This window comes from Mucilaginibacter sp. SG564 (assembly GCF_013149275.1).
Lineage (GTDB): Bacteria > Bacteroidota > Bacteroidia > Sphingobacteriales > Sphingobacteriaceae > Mucilaginibacter.
Genome location: NZ_JABGNA010000003.1, coordinates 155,072 through 176,626, shown reverse-complemented (window position 1 = coordinate 176,626; position 21,555 = coordinate 155,072). Strand labels below are relative to the sequence as shown.

The following is a 21,555-nucleotide window of genomic DNA, read 5'->3' as shown; positions in this document are numbered from 1 at the left end:
CCGTATCTAAAAATTTTCGACGAAGTACTCAGGATAGCGAGTCACTGGACTGGAATATAGTACGCATGGCGATTTCATTAATTGATTTGACCTAATGATCATCCGCACTCTCTAACTTAGTTGGCATTGTCATACCACGCTTATACAGATGTAGAATTGGTTGAACTACTTAAAAGTGGTGATGAGGCTTCGTATACAGAAATTTATAATCGATATAAAGGAATACTTTACAGGCATGCTTACAAAAAGCTCAAGAATTCTGACGACGCCGACGATGTCATGCAGGATATTTTCACTACGCTTTGGGTGAAGAGGAACACATTTGATCCAGAAAGTAACTTAGCCGGGTACCTGTACGTTTCATTACGCAATAAAATACTCAATGTTATTGCTCACCAATCCATACATGATAATTACGAAGCTAAATACCAACAAATCGTGGATGAGAGTACAGCTATAACCGATCACCGCGTCAGGCTTAATCTGCTGAAGGCGATGATTGAGTCTGAAGTTGCATCTTTACCTCCCAAGATGAGAGAGGTATTCGAATACAGTCGTAATTGCCATATGTCTCACAAACAGATTGCGGATAAGATGAACATTTCCGAAAAAACCGTAAGAAATCACATTAATAACACGCTGAAGATACTCCGGAGCAAATTTGGTTGCCTGATTTATATCATGTTGTTGTTTAGATTATTGTAATTGTCAGTAATGGCGGGATTAATTTTAAAGAACGTGGGGTTATATCAAAGGAATGTGATGTTAGCTTTTTCTCTGGATGTCTTACTTTTTGTTGTAAGCTCCCGGAGCTTATAAATTTAAAAGAGTTGAAAGTAGACTAATTCTTTTCATGTTAATGTGCCGCAATTGATTATAGCTTATGCGTTCCGGTAAGTAATTGCGCACCGGTCCCGATGGATTTTTCCAGTTGATAAGAACTTCCCGGTGTTTTAGCAACTGCTGAAGGATATTGGACAGTTTTTGGTGCCTAGTCACCAAAACAAGCGTAACCTCAATAGTTGTGACATGGCCATTAGCGTTCTTATGAAAAAAAATATACTGTTCATTCATTTCCATCAGTCGTATATTTCCAACTCGAAGGGCTACGGTGCTCGATTTCGGTGGTGTGCATTAAGAACTGGCCCGGTTTAAAAATCAATACCCGGTGCCATCATAAAAACAGGAATGTTCTATGACAGTTAAGCAGGATCATTACTAAGGAATAGAGAAATAGGGTTCCGTAAAAAAAATGCTCGAAATTAATCCAGGCAACGAAATAGCAAGAACGGCGATAAGCCAATTCGGCCTGCTTTAAGCTTCAGCTGATGAGTCAGGTAATTAAAGGCTGATTATAAAGCGTTAGGATAGGGGAGTGAATAACCGCAGTCTTACTCCTTTTTAATTATTTTAATTTTTTTTTGGGCCATACGTTAGTTACGACTGTATTGTTAATAGATCGGGGCATAACACCCATTGAACCATGTCAAAGCCAACCCTAAAGGAAATTCTGCTAAAATATCAGGCAGGTGAATGTACTGAAGAAGAAAAAGCGATTGTAGAAACATTTTATCTGCAGTTAACTGAAGATAATGAACAAACGCTTTCTGATGCCCAGCTGATTGCTGCAGTAGAACGGGTTGGCACCCGCCTGCCTGTTCAGCAGAGAGCAAAGCTAGTGAAGCTATGGCCCAGAATTGCTGCAGCGGTTGCTTTATTGATGACCATTGGGATCACTGGCTATATAGTTTTCAAACCTAAGAGTCAGAACAGCCAAATAGCGCAGGCACAAAAAACTATAGTTCCAGGTCGTAACCAGGCGACATTGACTTTGGCCAATGGGCAAAAAATTATACTCACCAAAGGCATGTCCGGCCAATTGGCACAGCAGGCTGGCGTTAGCATCGGTTTAAACAATCAGGATGCTATTACCTATTCGACTGCAAGTTCAATGGGAGATACATCGACTGTTTATAACACGCTTGCTACTGGTATTGGCGAACAATCACCTTATCCACTGGAACTTTCAGATGGTACGAAGGTTTGGCTTAATGCCTCCTCTTCGATCAAATTTCCGGTAAGTTTTGCCGGCAAAAAACAGCGCAACGTAACGTTAACAGGTGAGGCATATTTTAGTGTAACGCACAATGAAAATATACCATTTAAGGTGATAACACATAACCTGATAACTGAGGATATCGGGACTGATTTTAATATTGAGGCCTATGATGACATTGATGCTGCAAAAACGACCCTAATCCTGGGTGCCGTCAAAGTGACCGCCGGCTCAAAGACTATCCTGTTAAAACCTGGGCAGCAGGCTATAACGGATAATGGCGGGCTTCAAATAGATGATGTAAACATCGAGGATGTCATTGCCTGGAAAAACGGGTATTTTCAATTTGAAGATGAAACACTTGAGAATATTATGAGAAGTATCTCGAGATGGTATAATGTTCAAATTATTTTTACCGACAACAGGTTGAAGACGGCGCGTTATGGGTTTGTGTCAACCCGTTTTGCCAACATCTCCATGTTGCTTAAGCAGATCGAAGATTCGGGTAATGTGCGTTTCAAACTGGATGGCAATACCATTCTGGTTAGCAGAAAATACAAATAACCGGATTACTGAAACCAACCAATTACTAACCCTAAATTTAAATTATGACAAGAAAACAGACTCAAACGTAAAAGCCATCCGGCACTCATTCAATTCAATTTAAGGAATTCGGAATCAAATAAACGAATCAGGAGCACGGACATGCTCCTGATCGATAGGCTCTGAATTAAACTTAAATGCTATTCGAACACATTTTTTACTCAATTATCGCCTTAACAAATGTATAATTTTTTTACGTTAAACACTTGTAGGTATTGGCCTTATGTGCGCAAATACCTTTTAATTATGAAGATCACAACATTGATTCTGTTCGTTGGTTTAATGCATGCCAGCGCTACAGTCTTCTCTCAGAAGGTCACTATAAAAAGCAAAAATACCACTTTAAAGAAGGTATTTACCCAAATCAGCAAGCAGACCGGGTACAATCTGTTTTGGTCTTCGCAATCGATTGAAGATCTGCCGAAGGTCGACGTTGAGCTGGAGAACACTTCCATGGAGGATGCATTGAATATGGTGCTTAAAGGAACGCCGCTTGAATATACCATAAACAATAAATCAGTGGTCATTAAGCTAAAACCTTCGGCACAGAAATCGTTAATTGCACCTTTAACGATAGCCGATATCACTGTGACCGGCACTGTCAGGGATGCGAAAGGCATATTGCTTCCCGGAGTGAGTGTTTCTGTGGTTGATAACCCCAAACAAGGTACGGTAACCGACAATAATGGTAATTTCGTATTGACAGTAAAGGAAGGTGCGGTGCTTAAGGTATCTTACATCGGATTTTTAAGTCAGACTTTTACAATTACACAAACCAACAAGACTTTAAAGGTCATCCTTGTAGAGGACGTAAAGCATGCTGAGGAGGTTGTAGTAACCGCATATGGAAGGAAGGAACGCAAAGAAGCTATTGTTGGCTCCGTTACCACCATCAAGCCGGCGGATCTAAAAATTCCTGCCAGCAACTTGACCTCAGCCCTTGCCGGTTCGGCTGCCGGTGTAATTGCCTATCAGCCAACGGGGCAGCCAGGACAAGACAACGCGCAATTCTTCATCAGGGGTGTTACGACATTCGGCTATAAGGTAGATCCCTTAATCTTAATTGACAATATTGAATTGAGTACCAATGATCTTGCGCGTCTCAACGTTGATGACATCGCGAGTTTCTCGATTTTAAAGGACGCTAGTGCGACGGCTTTATACGGTGCCCGCGGTGCGAATGGAGTAATTTTAGTGAGCACTAAAGAAGGTAAAATCGGTCAGTTGGCCATTAACGTAAGATTGGAAAATTCGATATCGCAGAATACACAATCGCTGCAGCTTGCGGATCCGATTACTTACATGAACCTGTTTAATGAAGCAACACTTACCCGTGACCCCACGCAACCGTTGCCATTCAATCAGGATAAGATCAACAACACAATAAACACCATTAATAAAGGGCCCGGTTACAATCCCTACGTTTATCCTGCTGTAGATTGGTTGAAGACACTTTTGAAACCACGGACTTCGACCCAGCGCGGTAACATGAGTATCAGCGGCGGCAGCCCGCTGGCCCGTTACTATGTCGCCGGTTCATACAGCCTGGACCATGGGAACCTAGTTGAAGATCCTAATAATAACAACAGTAACAATATCAAATTTCAGAACTATCAGTTACGTTCGAATATCAACTTAACGTTGACTAAAACTACTGAAGCTATTGTAAGGTTTAGCGGCAACTTCAGCTCTTATCAGGGGCCGCTTACTACTGACGGAACGTTCAACTCAGATGTTTATAATGTTGCGCTCCACACCAGTCCGGTATTATTCCCTGCCTATTTCCCGGCGGATTCGGCTAATTTGGCTACCAAACACATCCTATTTGGAGCGCCTCCGGGTACTTTTAATGCCGTGCCTTTCAATAATCCGTATGCTTTGTTGTTACGCGGACATAAAACATCCTCAGAATCACGCGTTCTTGCGCAATTAGAATTAAATCAGAAACTTGATTTTATTACTAAGGGATTGAACTTCCACGGTTTATTTGAGACAAACAGGTATTCTTATTTCGACTCTAATTTATCCTACAACCCATTTTATTATAATGTTGCTTCTTATAACAGGGCATCAAATAGTTATACGCTGAATTGGTTAAACCAGGCTGCAGGTGCAGCAACGGAATATCTGGGCTATTACCCCGGCACACCGATGATTAACACAAATCTTTATTTACAGGGTAATATTGATTACAGCCGCCAGTTCGGCAACCACAGCCTTTCCAGCACGATCGTAATGACACAGCAGCAAACTGTATACTCCAATGCTGCACAGTTGATCGATGCACTGCCTCATAGAAATATGGGCTTAGCCGGACGAGTTGCTTATAATTATAAGGGTAAATATTTCGCCGAATTTAACTTTGGCTACAACGGTTCCGAGCGCTTCTCGGAGCAGCATCGTTATGGCTTTTTCCCAACCATTGGCGGCGGCTGGCTGCTTTCTGAGGAGAAATTTTTTGAGCCGTTGACCAGAATATTTGACCGTGTTAAACTTAGAGGAAGCTATGGTTTGGTAGGTAATGACGCAATCAGCGACCGGAGATTTTTTTATAGTTCCAACGTGAATCTGGCAGGCGGCGGCGGGGCTGAATTTGGAACGAACAGGGGGTATTCACGTCCCGGTGTGCAGATCCTGAATTATCCGGATCCGGACGTTACCTGGGAGACTTCCAAACAAATGAACCTTGCGCTGGAAATAACGACCTTGAAAAACCTGAATATTACAGCGGAGTACTATAATTATAACCGTTACAATATCTTACAGCAACGTACTTATATCCCTACAACCAGTGGTTTGGAAGCTCCGATCTACGCCAATTTGGGTAAAGCCAATTCAAAGGGTATAGACCTTTCGGCTGATTACAAAATGCAATTCGGCAAAGACTGGCTGGTTTCAGCTCGTGGCAACTTCACACTTGCTACCGATAAGTATACTTATTATGAAGAGCCGGATTATCCGGAACCATGGCGTCATACAGTCGGACAGCCGATACGTGCGGGATATGGTTATGTTGCTGAAAGGCTTTTCGTTGACGATGCGGAGGCCCAAAGTTCACCTTCTCAGATCTTTTCATCGACCGGAAAGGCGCCCCAGGGCGGAGATATCAAATACCGCGATTTGAACGGTGATGGCATAATTGACCAGCGTGATGAAACCTTTATCGGTTACCCGCAGGTTCCTGAAATCGTATACGGATACGGCGCATCCGTGCAATATAAGAACTTCGATTTTTCGGCATTCTTCCAGGGACAGGCCAGGGTTTCATTCTTTATCGACCCGAACAAGGTTAGCCCTTTTATACAAAGCACAGATCAATACATCTATGGAAATACCCAGTTACTTAAGCAGTTTGCAGATAGTCACTGGTCGGAAGATAATCAAAATATCTATGCGCTATATCCGCGTTTAGGCGTGAACCGCAATGATATTCAAAATAACCTCCAACCGAGTACGTGGTGGTTAAGGGATGGGGCATTCATGCGCCTTAAATCGGCCGAATTTGGTTATACGCTTCCGGCATCAGTGGCAAAGACCCTTGGCCTCAAGAAATGCAGGATTTACATGAATGGGTTGAACCTCATTACCTGGAGTTCATTTAAACTTTGGGACCCTGAACTTGGCGGCAACGGTTTTGCCTATCCGATACAGAAAGTATATAATATAGGTATCAACGTAAATCTATAAAAGCTTAAAATAATGAAAACATTATATAAATATTTATGCCTGGTAGGACTGATACTTTCCACCGGTTCTTGCAAAAAATACCTCAATGTCGTACCACCTGACGTAGGAACGCTGGATTATGCGTTCAGTAACAGGAATGAGGCTGAGAATTATTTGTATGCTTGTTATAATGCTATACAAAATTTAAATGATTTGAATCGTAGTCCGGGCTTTACTACCTCTTCGGAAATTATCTTCCCGATGAACCTGCCGAGTAACCCGCTTGACATCACTGGCTTTTCTTTAATCACCGGAACGCAGAACGCGGGTAATCCCGGCTTAGATTATTGGGATGGATCCGGTAATGGCGTTGCGATGTACCAAGCTATACGCAAGTGTAATACCATGCTCGCAAATATTGATAAACCGACAGATTTGTCAGCAGCAGAGAAAAAGCGGTGGATCGCGGAAACCAAATTTTTAAAGGCGTACTACCACTATTATTTGTTCCGCTTATACGGGCCAATTCCCATCGTTGATCAGAATCTTCCCGTAGAAGCCACCCCTGCCCAAGTTAAGGTGAAACGTCAGCCGGTGGACGCCGTTGTTAACTACGTCGTGGGATTGCTTGATCAGGCGATACCTGATTTACCGGCAAGTATTACGAATCCCGGCAAAGAACTGGGGAGAGTCACTGCACCGGCTGCGATGGCTATTAAGGCGGAAGTTTTAATGACTGCCGCAAGCCCGCTCTTTAACGGTAACCCGGATTATGCTAACTTCAAAGATAAAGACGGTACGCAGCTGTTTCCGAGTTTTGATGCAACGAAATGGCAGAAAGCTGCGACCGCATGTAAGGATGCGATTACGGCATGTGAAGCTGTCGGCCTTCATCTTAACACGACCTTCATTGCTGCATCGAATGTGACCAATTTAACGCCGCAGCTTAATCAGGAATTGACTTTCCAAACCGCATTAACCCAACGCTGGGATATTAATACCGAACTGATATGGTCCTTAGACGCCATCTGGCATGGCCAGGAATATTGCATTCCTAGGATGACGCAAAGAGCAAATCAAAATGATGGGCAAAATCCAGCATACTATGCTGTTCCTATTGCTACCGCGGAGTTATTTTATTCGAATAATGGTGTCCCAATTGAAGAAGATAACAGTTTCGACTACGCCAACCGCAACCAGCTTCAGGTAGGGGATGCTTCGAACTCCAGCTACATAGAGCCGGGGTATACTACCATTAAGGCCCATTTTAATCGTGAGCCAAGATTTTACGCAAGTATTGGCTTTGACGGCGGCGCCTGGTTTGGTAATGGAATTTTGGACGGTTCAAATATGCATTATGTCGAGGCGCGCGGGCAGTCTTCATTAGCCGGACCAAAGACGCTCCAAAAAACCAATATTACCGGCTATTGGCCAAAAAAACTTGCGAATTACCTGACGACATATGATGATGGGTTTAGTTGGGTAGATTTTTCCATGCCTGTCATGCGTATGGGCGGGCTTTACCTGCTGTATGCCGAAGCGTTAAATGAGGTAAATGGACCTACTGCCGAAACATTAACTTATGTAGATAAGGTGAGGGCGCGTGCCGGTCTTGGAGGTGTAGTCGATTCATGGTCTAAATTCTCTAAAAATCCAAGCAAGCCGAGTACGAAAGACGGTCTGAGGGATATTATTCACCAGGAGCGCCGGATAGAATTATGTTTTGAAGGGCAAAGTGGATGGGACTTACGACGTTGGAAGGAACTTCAAGGGGTATTGGCAGCGCCACTCAAAGGCTGGAGCATTTATGAGGACCAGGCGATTAATTATTACAGGGCCAAAAATGTTGAAATCCCTGTATTCGCTACACGCGATTATTTGTGGCCGGTTTCGACAAATAGCCTGGTAGTGAATAGTAACCTGGTACAGAATCCAGCGTGGTAATACTGTTTAATTGATTATTACACTTAGTGAAATGAGAAAAAAATATTATAGAGCATCGATTGTAATGGTGCTTAGCATACTGGCTTTTAGCTTTAATGCGTGCAAAAAGAGCGATAGTTATCGCGATCCGGAATCAACCGGCGGCGGCAAGCCAGGGGTTGTAACGAATGTTAAAGTAAAAAATTATAATGGAGCAGCTGTTATCACGTACGATCTTCCTTCGGACAAGGACTTGTTATATGTTGAGGCTGATTATACCATTCGCAACGGTGTTTCACGTCAAATTAAGTCCAGCTACTTTTTTGATACGGTGCGTTTGGAGGGATTCCATAACAGCCAGAACTATACCGTTACGCTCCGTGCCGTCAACCGGTCTACGGTGCAGTCGGATCCAGTAACGGTGACCGTACACCCAGATACGCCATTTTATCAGTTGATCAGCAAATCTCTGAAGCTCAACGGCGACTATGGTGGTATCAATATCCAGGCTAAGAATGCGGCTCAAAGTGCGGTGGCCTTAAATACAGTCACCATAGATCCGGTCACCAATAAGTTTGCGATTGCTGATGAACACTATACCAGCCTTGCAGACATCAATTATTCCCTCAGAGGCTATAAATCCCAGCCGACCAAGTTTGGTGTATACGTTTCTGACAGATATGGGAACGTTTCGGATACTACTGTAGTGACGCTTACGCCAAGTTATGAAGAGATACTCGACAAAACGAAGTTCTTTAACTATCCTATGAACAGTGATGCTTTTATCGGTTATGGCGGCGTTGTCCCTAATATTTTTGACGGTAATACCACTGAGGATAATGGCGCGAATGCCTGGCAGACCACTATTGGGTCCAGTCAGAAGCTGATGCAGTGTACGTTCGGTATTGGTGCAAGTTATAAGCTAACTCACTTCCTGATGTATTTCAGGGATTACGGAGGCAACAATCCGAAAGATTTTACCATATATGGTTCTAATGTCAGCAATCCGGGCGACGCGGTCACTCCGGGCGGAGCTGCACCGGGTACGCAATACGGTGATTGGATCTCGCTTGGCAGCTTCAAGGTGCCGGATCCGCCATCTGGATTGCCGCAGGGGCAGACCAATGCAGGTGACCAGGCTTATGTAAATAATGGTATTGACTTTAGCGTTCCCAATAATACCACGCCGGTAAAATATGTGAGGATTGTAGTTAAAGATACGTGGTTTGGGCTTGACTACACCATCATCAGGGAGGTTACATTTTCAGGTGTTCCGCAATAATAAATTAAGCAAAGCAATGAAATTCAATATAAAAAATATAGCATGGTTACTCGCCGCAGTGACCGTGATCGGCTGTTCCAAAAAGAACGATGCCTATAAAGAACTGCTGAAGGGCGGGGAGATTTACTATCCCGGTGTTATTCAGAACGCTGATTACCGCGCAGGTAACCTGCGGACGATGTTGCAGTGGAATCCCAGCCCCGATCCGAAGATTGTCAAATACAAGATTTTCTGGAATAATAAGCAAGATTCCCTAACGATAACTTCCGGCAGTCATAACCCGCTGGACACGGCAAAAGTCATCGTACCTGGCCTAAGCGAGGGTACCTATAATTTCAGTGTATACTCGATAGATGCCGACGGCAGAAGCTCGATTGCTATCAATGTCAGCGGTGTCCGTGTTTACGGGCCAAAATACCAAAGTGGTCTTTTTAACAGGTCTTACAATGCGAGTAACCCTTATCTGCTTGATCTGTTAAAAGGTAACGTTAAACTTCAGTTTAATGCGCCGGATTCAATCAACACCAAGACATTGGTAACGTATACGGACAACAACAATAAAACTCAGGTTGCTAATTTATCGCCGGACAGTACCGCGGTTACTTTGACAAACTTTAAGTTTGGTTCTAAGGTGACTTTTCAGTCAAGCTATATTCCACAGCGTAATGCGCTGGATACGTTTACGGTTGCTGACGTCACCACCTATCCTAATATCAGCCGTGCAGGAGATATTACGGCGGTGTTCATCAAAAATCCCGGTAATCCTTTTTACAGGAGTGATAACGGAACCGGAAAATGGGGCTTACCAAAAGACTGGCAGGTTAACGCTAACGTAGTGAACCAGAATAATGGACAGGGCGGTGGTTGGTCCACGGACAATGGCGGCTGTATCCACTTTGAGGCTAAGAATTACAGTGATGCGCCGCTGGTAAACGGTAAAGTATACCAAACTATTACTTTACCGGCCGGTACCTATGACCTTGACTTTGTAACTGCCGGTTACGGAGGTGATATTAACGCAAATGAAATTGTCGCCACAGGCACAACGATCCCGGATATCGACAAGCTGAGTAATAACAGTGCGATACTTGCCCAATATCATGGGGATTCCAATAGCATTGGTGGTACGCACACTTTAACCTTTACGCTTACTCAGCAGACGACGGTTTCCATCGGCTGGGCGGTCAGCGAAGGAACCTACACTTATTTGCAATTCAAAAATGTTGCGTTGAGAATCAGGTAAAAAAAGTAAAGAAATCACTCCCGGGAACGGGAGTGATTCTCTTTTTATGATACTTATATAGTAAGAGTGGTATAGCCCTATCGTAGCTATATTCTAATTAAAAGTCAAATACCCTATGTTTAAAAAACTTTACCCGTTTGCAAAAACCTTCCTTACTGCCTTGGGCATTATTATTGGCTCGAATACTTATGCTCAGCTAAATTTATACAATCTTGGAAGTTCCAAGCAACACATTTGGTACGTTAAGGCCCAGGCTGAAGTCAGCGATTATGCAGCCGGGGCTAATATTTCGCCACAAAGCTGGACGCCGGCTATAGTGCCGGGTACGGTGTTTTCTGCCTTTGTAGCTGCTGGAATTGAAAAGGATCCGAATTTTAGTGATAATATAAATAAAGTCGATCGTATGAAGTATGATCGTAATTTCTGGTACCAGACGGAGTTTCAGATTCCTGCCGACTATCTGCAGAAAAATATCTGGCTCAATTTTGATGGTGTTAACCGGAAAGCTGAAATTTATCTGAATGGCAAGTTGCTTGGGACACTTGACGGATTTATGGCGCGTGGCCGATTCGATATCACCGGTATTGTTCAAAAGGACGGCAAAAACATACTATCCGTGTTAGTACACCCACCGATTCAGCCACTTGCCAATGTGGGAAGTCCAAACTACGTTTCCAGTGCGGGTTGGGATTGGATGCCCTACGTACCTGGATTAAATTCTGGCATTACGGATAAGGTATATCTCAGTTGCAGCGGCGGCCTGACTTTGCGGGATCCCTGGGTCCGCACGGAATTGCCTACCAATGCGCGGGCGGATGTTTCAGTCGCTATGCAGGTAAAAAACAATTCCGAAAAGGATTTAGATGGTATGCTGGAAGGCACGATTATGCCGGGCAATGTTACTTTCTCACAAAAAGTACATGTTAATCACGGCAATCTTGCAGATGTAAAGTTGTCTAAGCGGGATTTTGAGCAGTTAATGATCAATAATCCGAAGTTGTGGTGGCCTAATGGCTATGGAGACCCCAACCTTTATAATTTGAATTTAAAGTTGACAGTCGGAAACGATGTATCTGATGAGCGGAATATCAAATTCGGGATCAAACGATACAGTTATGATACGATTGGCCACGTGCTGCATATCGCTATCAACGGTACGCCTGTCTTTGTGAAAGGAGGGGACTGGGGTATGTCAGAGTATATGCTGCGCTGTCACGGTGAAGAGTATGATACCAAGATACGACTGCATAAAGAGATGAATTTCAATATGATCCGTAACTGGATTGGTTCTACCACAGATGAAGAGTTTTATGAGGCGTGTGATAAATACGGAATCATGGTTTGGGATGAGTTTTGGCTTAATTCAGACCCTAATCTTCCCGCCGACATCCATGCTTTTAACGCTAACGCAGTCGAAAAAATAAAACGTGTAAGAAACCATCCTTCGGTAGCTGTTTGGTGCGCAGACAATGAGGGTTGGCCGGAACCTCCCTTGAATAACTGGCTCCGTGAAGATGTACGCGTTTTTGATAACGGGGACCGGTTTTATCAACCCAACTCCCATGCCGAGAACCTGACGGGCAGCGGCCCGTGGACGGCTAAGGATCCCCGTTATTATTTTACTCCATATCCGACCGGATCTGGCGGTAACAAGGGCTGGGGTATGCGGACAGAGATCGGTACGGCTGTTTTTGTGAATTTTGAAAGCTTTAAAAAGTTCATGCCGAAAGATAAATGGTGGCCTCGTAATGAAATGTGGAATCAGCATTTCTTTGGTCCGAGTGCATTTAATGCCGGCCCGGATCAGTACGATGAAATGATTTCAAAAGGTTATGGCAGCCCGAAAGATATTGAAGATTATTGCCGAAAAGCGCAATTCGTGAATGTCGAGAGCAATAAAGCGATGTATGAGGGCTGGCTCGACCATATGGGCGAAGATGCTTCCGGTGTGATGACCTGGATGAGCCAATCGGCCTACCCGTCGATGGTGTGGCAGACTTATGATTATTACTACGACCTGACCGGTGCATATTTCGGCGCGAAGAAGGCTTGTGAGCCGATACATATTCAGTGGAACCCGGTTACAAATGCGATCAAGGTAGTGAATACCACGCGGGAAAATATTGCCGGGTTAACCGCGACCGCAGAGATTTATAACCTGGATGGACATATCGTTCCGAAATATACTAAAACAGTAGAATTGGCTTCCCCGAGTAACAGTGCGGCCGAGGCCTTTAAGCTGGATTTCAAGACAGATCATTTTGATCTGGCAAAAGGCAAGAAAATTTTTGCATCCTCATCTGCTGACGGCAATCCAGGTGATGCCAATGATGGAAATAATAATTCCCGCTGGGCTAGTAGAAGCAATGACGACGAGTGGATTGCTGTGGATCTTGGCCAGGAGGAAGTTATCAGCGGTGTGGGTCTTAATTGGGAGGCGGCTTACGGAAAATCCTACAGAATAGAGGTCTCTAATGATAACTCTCATTGGCAGCAAGTTTATCAAACCAATGAAGGCAGAGTAGGATGGCATAAAGCTGACTTTCCTGAAGTCAGTTGCCGCTATGTCAGGATGCACGGCGTTGAGCGAGGCAGCTGGTGGGGGTATTCGTTGTACGATTTTGAAGTTTACCAAGGAGACGTACCCAGTCCGGGGTTAACCGACGTTCATTTTATTAAACTGAAGCTTACCAACGATAGCGGCAAATTGGTATCTGATAATCTTTACTGGCGTGGCAGTAAACGCAAGGATTATACTGCGTTGAATACCCTTGAAAAAGTCAACCTTGGCGTTCAGTATAAAACAATTAAATCAGGAGGTAAGACTTTAATCACGGCTACAATCACCAACCCAGCGTCATCAAAATCGTCGGCGTTCGGAATACGTTTGATGCTCATCAAAGTTTCGAACGGTGAACAAATCCTTCCTGCGATTATGAGCGATAATTATTTCGCACTCATGTCCGGTGAGTCGAAAAAAGTCGAGATATCATTTGATAGTGCTATTGTGGGTGAAAAAGATATCAGGTTAACCGCCGAGCCCTACAACAATCATATTGCAAAATTACATCCATGACTATAAAATTGATGGCTCCTTGTTTGGGTGCACTATTGATGACCTTTGCAGGTCTGTTTGCTGCGGGCGACGCACACGGACAAGATAAAGATATCCTGAAAATTCCTTATGGTAAGGATAGCTATATTGAATTTAAGGGGCGTGAGTCAAAGTTTAATGTTTATTCACGCGGTAAATTGTTATATTCAAATGCCGATTGCAGCTATACGGTTAACAGCGCTGAAAGCGCGGAGACTATCACAGCTTATAAACATGAACAGAGCAGGATAAGGGATGGTTTCGGGCCCGGCACCAAGACCGTTATTACACTGAATAGCGGAAATATTAAAGCAGAGGAAATATTTTATACTTATCCCGGCAGAGAGTTTTTTCTGACCCAGGTTCGCCTCACCGGTAAGGGTTTGTCAAGTAACAGGATAATTCCTTTTACGGCGAGTCTGGCACCGTTGCCGGGCAATTGGCACAGTCTTTTCGTCCCATTTGACAACGATACTTTCATTAGTTATGACTCCAAGGCAATGCTGCCACCGTTTAAGAGCAATAGCGCTGAAGTCGCCGTTGTTTTTGATGATGTTTCCCGGCATGGTTTTATAGCCGGATCAGTTGAACATGGGATATGGAAAACAGGAATGCAAACAGAACTGAAGCCCGGTCAAGTCGCTCAAATAACGGCCCTTGCCGGGTTTACCGATGCCGATATTACCCGAGACCGTATGGATCATGGTTCCGTAAAGGGCGACACCATCTGCTCCCCACGTATTTTTTGCGGTTTCTTTGAGGATTGGCGCAAGGGGATGGAAGAATTTGGTAAAGCTAACCGCATAGCCGAACCTCCATTTGTTTACAACTGGACAAAACCCACTCCTGTGGGATGGAACAGCTGGGGTGTTATGCAGGATAAGCTTACGTTTGACAAAGCACTAAAGGTAATTCATTTTTTTGCCGACAGCCTGAAAGGCTTTCGCACAGGTGGTACTGCATTTATCGATCTGGATTCGTTCTGGGATCGGATGATGACGGGACATGCTGATTTCAGCCGATTAAAGGCGTTTGCAGATAGTTGTTTGTCTAAGGGATTACAACCAGGGGTGTATTGGGCGCCCTTTACGGATTGGGGCTGGAAGTCCGGCCCCGACCGTAAGGTTGAGGGTAGCGATTATAATTATGGAGATTTATGGACAAAAACCACCGGAGGCTATCATGAAATTGACGGCGCACGGGCTATAGACCCTACCCATCCCGGCACCCGGAAGCGTATCGATTATTTTATTGACAAGCTAAAGGAATGTGGTTTCAAAATGATCAAAATCGATTTTTTGGGTCATGGTAGTGCAGAGTCTACTCATTTTTATGATACGACCGTGACTACGGGAATGCAAGCCTATCGCAAAGGGATGGAATACCTGATCAATCGTATAGGTGATCAAATGTTTATCTACGCAGCAATCTCGCCGAGTCTTGCAACAGGGCGGTATGTGCATGCCAGGCGGATTGCCTGCGATGCTTTCAAGACCATTGATCATACTCGTTATACGTTAAACAGCGTAACCTATGGCTGGTGGCAGACCTTTTTATACAATTTCGTCGATGCAGATCATGTTGTGCTGGCAAGTGAGTCTGAAGGAGCCAACCGCGCACGATTTTTATCGGCGGTAATAACCGGAACCTGTATCACTGGCGATGATTTTTCTGTTCATGGTCAGTGGAGTGACCGGGCGGTAAAACTTTATCAGAACCCCGCTATTCTTTCTGTCATAAAAAACGGTAAGGCTTTCATGCCAGTAGCGACCGTCCCCGGTAAGGAAGCTGCCACGCTATTTACCAGGAAGATTGGCGACATCCAGTATTTAGCCGTATTTAATTACGGGACCAGCCCCAAAAGATATCTCATATCACCGTCCAGGTTGGGCATAAATGCAAAGCGGGTGAAAGTCAATGACTTGATGTCGCAGGAGATCTCGACAGAAAAAAATATTATCGTAGTTGATCTGCCGGGAGCTGATGCGACCATTTTAAAAATTACACCAGAAGGGAAGTAATCATGAACTTATCACACAAGGTATTGCGCCAATTTATTTTAATTGCAATTATTCTTACTATTCATGTAATTCATGTGCATAGCCAGACAATTATTCCGGTAGAAACTGCAGACAACGCTGTTGTTTTACAAGCGGGAGTAAATGGGGATGTGAGCTGTGTCTATCTCGGGAAAAAATTAAGAAGTGTAACTGAATATGGTCAGATCACGGGTGTTAATCGTCAAGCCGATGACTATACCGGATTATATAATTCCGCTTATACTTCATCGGGATCACGCAATTTACTGGAGCCGGCAATAACGGTTACGCATGCAGATGGCAACAATTCCCTCGATCTGAAATATGTAAGCCATGAGGTTAAAAAGATTAGCGATGATGTTAGCTTATTGACAATACTGCTAAAAGATCCAGTATATGATTTTGAGGTGACTTTATGTTACCGTTCTTACTTCCGGGAAAATGTTATTGAGCAGTGGAGCAGGATCATTCATCATGAAAAGGGGGCAGTAACTTTACAAAAGTTTGCTTCCGCTAACATCAATCTACAGGGAAACAGTTATTGGCTAAGGCAGTATCATGGGGATTGGGCCCGGGAAATGCAGCCGGAGGAAATTCAGCTTTCCCATGGTATCAAAACCCTTGACTCCAAGCTTGGAACGCGGGCAAATTTATTCATGCCTTCGGTATTTATGGTATCCCTTGACCGGCCTGCAACTGAGGATGAGGGAGGGGTTCTTTATGGAGCTCTGGAGTGGAGCGGTAATTTTAGAACCGATCTGGAGGTTGATCCGCAAAATGATTTGAGGATCATTTCAGGCGTCAATAATTACGCTTCCCCATATTCGTTAAGGAGCGGGGAGCTATTCGAAACACCTGCCTTTTTGTATACCTATTCGGCACATGGCAAGGGCTTTGCGAGCCGCAATCTGCAAAGCTGGGCCCGGAATCACAAACTGTTAGATGGAAAAGGTACCCGCCTGACCTTGCTGAATAACTGGGAGTCGACCTATTTTGATTTTAATGAGTCCCGTCTTAAGGAACTGCTGCAGGACACTAAAAGATTGGGAGTTGATCTGTTCCTGCTGGATGACGGCTGGTTTGGTAACCGTTATCCGCGCAACGACGATCATGCAGGGCTGGGCGACTGGCAGGAAAACAGGAAGAAGTTGCCGAATGGCATAGCTGCCATAGCCAGGGAAGCTCAGGCCAATCAGGTAAAGTTCGGCATCTGGATAGAGCCGGAAATGGTCAATCCTAAAAGCGAGCTATATGCCAGGCATCCAGACTGGGTAGTGAAACAGCCCCAAAGGCCAGAGTATTATTTTCGTAATCAACTGGTTCTTGATCTGAGCAACTCCCAGGTACAGGACTTTGTATTCCAGGTGGTCGATTCGTTGTTTATCAAAGATCCTGCGCTAGCTTATATCAAATGGGATTGCAACGCGGTTATTTACAATGCCTATTCGGTTAAACTGAAAAATAACCAGTCGCAATTCTATGTGGACTATGTACTGGGGCTTTACAAAGTCCTTCAGCGCATCCGAGCAAAATATCCTGACGTGCCGATGATGCTTTGTTCTGGCGGCGGCGGTCGCGTAGACTATGGCGCGTTGCAGTATTTTACGGAATACTGGCCCAGTGATAACACCGACCCGCTGGAGCGTATCTTCATACAATGGGAATATTCTTATTTCTACCCGGCAATCGCCAGCTCCAACCATGTTACAGATTGGGGCAGGCAACCCTTGAAGTTTCGTGTAGATGTGGCCATGATGGGTAAACTGGGTTTTGATATTGTTGTAAGCAAGTTGAATGAGCAGGACCTGAAGTTTTGCCAGAATGCCTTGAAAACGTATAACGAGATCAAACCGGTTATCTGGCAGGGCGATCAATACCGGCTGGCAAATCCTACAGAGGGCAGTGTTGCTTCAATGCTATATGTTAACGCTGACAAAGATAAGGCCGTCATGTTCAATTATCTGGTAAACAGCCGTTATGGCGAAGGGAGTAGACGGCCTGTTAAATTAAAGGGACTGGAGCCCGGGGCCAATTACCGCTTGAAGGAGATCAATTTCTATCCTGGCACGAATCCTTTAGTTGACGGGAGAGTTTATTCCGGTGATTTTTTGATGAGTCTCGGCTTTAACCCGGATGTCAATACTAACCGTACCAGCGTGGTTATACAATTGGAGCTGGTCAGGTAAAATGTGGTTTATGAGCGCTACGCGCTCCTCAAAAGCTTAATAACAATTTCAATAAAATGAGAAAGACGATTATATTAACAATTTTGCTATTTGCGGTAGCCAAAAGTTATTCCGCAGACTTGCCGGGTAAAGACACGGTACTTTATAAGAATAAAAATGCGCCGGTTCGGGCTCGTGTAGAAGATCTACTAAAGCGAATGACCCTTAAGGAGAAGGTGCAGCAGCTTGAAAACCGGGCTGCCGGAAAAACTGACGAAATTGATCGCATTTTTAAAGGGGAGAGTTTCGGCTGCACCCATGAAATGAGCATGGATGCACAAAACTGTGCGGATATGTATCAGCAGTTACAAAGCTATATGCTGCAAAAAACACGTTTGGGCATCCCTTTGCTCACCGCGGTAGAGGGCATAGAAGGAATATTGCAGAACAATTGCACGATTTTCCCGCATGAGCTGGCCCAGGGCAGCACATTCAATCCGGAGCTGATTAAAAAGATGACAATTGCGGCTGGTGAGGAAGCGCATGTGATTGGTATCCATCAGATATTGTCTCCGGTGCTTGACCTTGCGCGGGAATTGCGCTGGGGCAGGGTAGAAGAAACTTTTGGCGAAGATCCTTTCCTGGCTGCGCAAATGGGAACTGCATTTGTAAGCGGCTATCAATCTTTCAATATTACCTGTACTCCAAAGCATTTTGTGGCGCATGGCTCACCCGCAGGAGGCCTTAACTGTGCTAACGTGAGTGGCGGAGAGCGTGATATGCGCAGCCTTTACCTCTATCCTTTTTCAAAGGTGATCGCCAATACAAATCCACTGGGAATAATGTCCTGCTATAGTTCTTACGACGGTGTAGCTGTGAGCGGATCCCGGTATTACATGACCGATATTCTCAGGGGGGAGTTAGGTTTTAAAGGGTATGTATATTCAGATTGGGGTTCAGTAGAACGTTTACAATCATTCCATCATGCGGTTGATTCCCGCGAGGAGGCGGCCATTCAGTCACTTAAGGCTGGTGTTGACCTGGATGTGGACGGCGCATATGAAACGTTGGAAAAGTCGGTAGAAACAGGTCGTTTAGATATCAAATTCATTGATGAGGCCGTACGCCGTGTGCTCACGGTCAAATTCGAGCTTGGTTTGTTTGATAATCCCTATGGCGATCCATCGAAAGTAAAAAAGGTGGTTCGAAGCGCAGGTCACGTTGCGCTTTCGAAAGAAGTAGCGGATGAAAGCGCTATCCTGCTCAAGAATGACAACCATATCCTGCCATTAGATCTTGCGAAATATAAATCTATTGCGGTTGTCGGCCCGAATGCAGATCAAACTGTCTTTGGCGATTACGCCTGGACAGGGCATGACACTAAGGAAGGTACCACACTATTGCAAGGCCTGAAGGAAGTTATTGGCGGTAAAGTTCAGCTGAAGTATGCACATGGATGCGACTGGTGGAGTCAGGACAAATCTGGAATTGCTGAAGCCGCAAAAATGGCCGAAGAGAGTGACCTTACCATCGTCGCTATAGGTACACGCAGCACATTTCTTGGCCGAAGCCCACACAATTCTACGGCGGGAGAAGGTTTCGATCTTAGTTCTTTGGAATTACCAGGATCTCAACAAGACTTATTAAAAGCGATCAAGGCCACTGGTAAGCCGTTCATCGTAGTGTTTATTGCGGGTAAGCCGCTTGCTATGCCATGGGTAAAGGAGAACGCCAATGCGGTGCTTGCACAGTGGTATGGTGGTGAGCGTCAAGGCCGGACATTGGCCGATATTCTTACCGGTGCGGTTAATCCATCGGGCAGATTGAACGTATCGTTTCCAAGAAGTACCGGAAACTCGCCGAGCTATTATAACCATTTTGCTACCGACAGAAACGAGCCGTTTGACAGCCCGGGTAGCCCGGAGCAGCCCAGGGGACACTATATTTTCGATCGTCCTGACCCGCTTTGGGACTTTGGCTACGGCTTAAGCTACACTACTTTTAAATACACGGGATGTAAATTGGCAGATTCAATATTGACCGGTAAAGGAATTATCAAAATTGATGTTGATGTACAAAATACCGGAAACACGGATGGAAAAGAAGTTGTGCAGGTATATGTACATGATAAGGTAAGTTCCGTAGCAACACCTGTCCAGCAATTGAAAGCTTTTAAGAAACAGCTGATCAAAAAAGGTCAGACTGCAACAGTTCACCTGGAAATCCCTGTCTCCGATCTGGGCTTGTACAATGAGCGAATGAAATATGTTGTGGAGCCTGGCGAGTTTGAGCTGCAGATTGGCAGTGCGGCTGACGATATCCACATTACTAAAATAGTTACTGTAAAATAATTCGATCAGGGTTGGCAGTTTTTTATTAACCAAGGCAAAAGCAGAATGGATATAAAAGTATTAAAGAAGTCGGTTCTAAAGACGGTCTTACTATCAATGTTGATAACAGTGATCAAAGTAAAAAGACCCTATTTCCCGTTGAGATTGTCTGCCTGAAAAGTAGGAATTGAGCTGCCTTGTTCACTATACTTCCGATATATTTAACAATTTTACCGACGTTGCCGGATGATGATTTATAAGGAGAATGCGATTAAGGTAATTACTTATCGCATTCTCTTTTTTGCTCCTGGGAATAGTATGTTGTTTCGTTACTAATTATTTAATGGCCGGATATGTGTTAATATTTAAGATAATGCGGGGCTTTTTAAAGCTTTATGATATCCCGCCCCAATGTTACATTGTACTTGCTGTTTACTATCATTGAGCTAAATTACAAGAACGATTATAAGCCAAATGATAGCAAGAAAAACAGTTCGCTAATTACACAGTATACTGGTGTGCCAAGGGCAAAAGAGGTGTTTGTTCAGTTTTAATGCAGAATTTTATTCTTTGTCGGTCCGATGATTTTTATTGTAGCCATTGGTATTTTAGTTTTATGTTGCTTGATATGTCTTATAGCTGTTCGTTTATTACCAGGTAAAGAGGATGGCGAGGATTAAAAAATTTCCTTACGCCTCGCGTCGACAGCAGTTATTTTAACACTTGAATATAGATCACAGCAAATAAATTTCAATGGCAATCGGCAAACTTTAAAGGTAATGTCACGGAAGATATAATTGTAAAAGTCAATAATGTACCGGTAAAGATTTATCCAGGCAATTACTGCCCCAAGCGACACGGACTAATGACGCCCGAAGAAATAATTCAAAATGGTTAATGCTAAAACCAAAATTCAAGGCCAAGCATTCGTCCGCTATGAGGGATATGTTGGCAAGATATAAATGATGAATATATTATCATGTTTGTAGTTAGCCTGGAACTTCAGGTAAAATAAAGCGCCAGTCAACTCGCAGATGAACTTTGGCCAGGATTGTTGCTTTTCGTGTTTTGGAAATTTGTTCTTTATTCATTCGTTTTGTCTTTTTCGCAGTTTAATTCGAGGTTTTTTATGCTGTAATGGGCTTTTATGAAAA

10 protein-coding genes are annotated in these 21,555 nt (G+C 44.1%); all 10 read left to right on the top strand.

The window, feature by feature from the left end:
- Positions 1 to 126: 126 nt before the first annotated feature.
- Positions 127 to 705 (top strand): RNA polymerase sigma factor, encoded by a 579-nt coding sequence (locus FHW89_RS08340; protein ID WP_172334576.1) that lies wholly within the window; start codon positions 127 to 129, stop codon positions 703 to 705.
- Between the two features lie 778 nt (positions 706 to 1,483).
- On the top strand, positions 1,484 to 2,620 hold the full coding sequence (locus FHW89_RS08335) for a FecR family protein (protein ID WP_172334575.1): 1,137 nt from the start codon (positions 1,484 to 1,486) through the stop codon (positions 2,618 to 2,620).
- A 285-nt stretch (positions 2,621 to 2,905) separates the two neighbouring features.
- Complete coding sequence (locus FHW89_RS08330) at positions 2,906 to 6,346, top strand: TonB-dependent receptor (protein ID WP_172334574.1); 3,441 nt, start codon at positions 2,906 to 2,908, stop codon at positions 6,344 to 6,346.
- Between the two features lie 12 nt (positions 6,347 to 6,358).
- On the top strand, positions 6,359 to 8,269 hold the full coding sequence (locus FHW89_RS08325; protein ID WP_172334573.1) for a RagB/SusD family nutrient uptake outer membrane protein: 1,911 nt from the start codon (positions 6,359 to 6,361) through the stop codon (positions 8,267 to 8,269).
- Positions 8,270 to 8,300: 31 nt separating this feature from the next.
- Positions 8,301 to 9,530, top strand: a complete 1,230-nt coding sequence (locus FHW89_RS08320; RefSeq protein WP_172334572.1) for a DUF4959 domain-containing protein — start codon at positions 8,301 to 8,303, stop codon at positions 9,528 to 9,530.
- A 16-nt stretch (positions 9,531 to 9,546) separates the two neighbouring features.
- On the top strand, positions 9,547 to 10,773 hold the full coding sequence (locus FHW89_RS08315; protein ID WP_172334571.1) for a DUF4998 domain-containing protein: 1,227 nt from the start codon (positions 9,547 to 9,549) through the stop codon (positions 10,771 to 10,773).
- A 115-nt stretch (positions 10,774 to 10,888) separates the two neighbouring features.
- Complete coding sequence (locus FHW89_RS08310) at positions 10,889 to 13,849, top strand: discoidin domain-containing protein (RefSeq protein WP_172334570.1); 2,961 nt, start codon at positions 10,889 to 10,891, stop codon at positions 13,847 to 13,849.
- Positions 13,846 to 15,888, top strand: a complete 2,043-nt coding sequence (locus FHW89_RS08305) for an alpha-galactosidase (RefSeq protein WP_172334569.1) — start codon at positions 13,846 to 13,848, stop codon at positions 15,886 to 15,888. Before FHW89_RS08310 ends, FHW89_RS08305 begins: the two co-directional genes overlap by 4 nt.
- Before the next feature lie 2 nt (positions 15,889 to 15,890).
- The gene (locus FHW89_RS08300) at positions 15,891 to 18,092 is read left to right on the top strand and encodes an alpha-galactosidase (protein ID WP_172334568.1); all 2,202 of its coding nucleotides are present in this window, start codon (positions 15,891 to 15,893) and stop codon (positions 18,090 to 18,092) included.
- Positions 18,093 to 18,289: 197 nt separating this feature from the next.
- Positions 18,290 to 20,422, top strand: coding sequence for a glycoside hydrolase family 3 N-terminal domain-containing protein (locus FHW89_RS08295; RefSeq protein WP_216650516.1), 2,133 nt, complete (start codon positions 18,290 to 18,292; stop codon positions 20,420 to 20,422).
- Positions 20,423 to 21,555 lie beyond the last annotated feature (1,133 nt).